Here is a 1,356-nt window from a genome sequence, read left to right as displayed (position 1 = left end):
GGGCCTTCCCCCGTGATGGTGGACACGCTTCGTTGATCACGCGGCGAGCGTGAGCTTAGCGGCGTGGTGTCGGCGTTCGTATTCGTTGGGGCTGAGGTGACCGTTGGCTGAGTGCCGGCGGCGGGTGTTGTAGCGCGCCAGCCAGGCGAAGACGGTCCTTCTGCAGGTGTCGGCGTCGCCGTAGTCGAGGGTGCCCCGGAGGGTCTCGCGTTTCAGGGACGCATGGAAACTCTCGCAGGCCGCGTTGTCGGCGCTGGTGCCGACCGCGCCCATCGACCGGGTCACCCCGAGCTGGTCGCAGAGATCGGCGAAGGCCCGGGAGCCGTATTGGGCCCCGTGGTCGGAGTGGAACACGGCGCCGTCCAGGCCGCCGCGGGTCGCGGACGCCATCCGCAGCGCGTCGGCGACCAGGCCGGTGCGCATGTGGTCGGCGATGGACCAGCCGACGACCTTGCGGCTGAAGCAGTCCAGCACGGTCGCCAGATAGAGGAACTCCCCGCCCGCGAGCGGGAGATACGTGATGTCGCCCATGTATTTCCGTCCCGGTGCGGTGGCGGTGAAGTCTCGCCGGAACAGGTCCGGAACCTGTGAGGCTGCCGGGTCCGGGATCGTGGTGCGGACGCGTCTGCGCAGGCGGATGCCGGTGATGGAGAACGTCCGCATCACCCGGGCGATCCGCTTCTCGTTGACCCGCCGTCCTCTCTCGCGGAGCTCGGCCGCTATGCGCGGGGAGCCGTAGGCGCCGCCGGACTCGCCGTGGACCTCACGGATCTCCTCGGCCAGGATCCGGTCCTCCCGCTGCCGGGTGGCCCGGGCGTCGGCGCCGGCGAGCCACTTGTAGTAGCTCGACCGGTTCACGTCCAGGATCTGGCAGAGCCGCTTCACCTCGTAGGTGTCGCGATGGTCGTCGACGAACTGGAAGCGGCTCCTCACCAGTTCGTCTCTCCGGCGAAATACTTGGCCGCCTTGCGCAGAATGTCCCGCTCGGTGGCGAGCTTGCGTTCGCTCACCTCGAGCTCGGCCACCCGAGCCTCCAGCTGCCGGATCCGCTCGTCCGGATCGGCGGACGGCACGGTCTGCCCGGCGCCGGCCACCGGCGTTCCCACCACGGACTCGGTAGCGGTGACGCCGCGGCGTTCACGCTCGCGCAGTACCCACTCACGCAGGGTGGCCCGGTTGATGCCCAGGTCGGCGGCGATGCTCTTGTATGTCGCCCCGGGTGTGGACTCGTACAGGGCCACGGCATCGGCCTTGAACTCGTCCGAGTAGTCCTTCATCGCCATCGGCGGTCTTCTCGCTTCCCTCCGGATCAAGCAGATCCAGTATCAGCGTGTCCACCACTCAGGGGGAGGCCCC

The 1,356-nt window shown here is 68.9% G+C and carries 1 protein-coding gene; it reads right to left on the bottom strand.

Annotation, left to right across the window (positions count from 1 at the left end; all coding sequences use genetic code 11):
- Nucleotides 1-36: 36 nt before the first annotated feature.
- A protein-coding gene (locus tag ACGFU7_RS48165; protein WP_393705156.1) for an IS3 family transposase occupies nucleotides 37-1,283 on the bottom strand; the annotation gives its coding sequence in 2 pieces (ribosomal slippage) (nucleotides 37-944 and nucleotides 944-1,283; 1,248 coding nt in all).
- Nucleotides 1,284-1,356 lie beyond the last annotated feature (73 nt).

Origin of the sequence: Streptomyces sp. NPDC048473, assembly GCF_043200155.1 — a bacterium.
In the GTDB taxonomy this organism is placed as follows: domain Bacteria; phylum Actinomycetota; class Actinomycetes; order Streptomycetales; family Streptomycetaceae; genus Streptomyces.
Note: the sequence above shows the minus strand (reverse complement) of the source record. Positions and strands in the feature narration are given on the sequence as shown.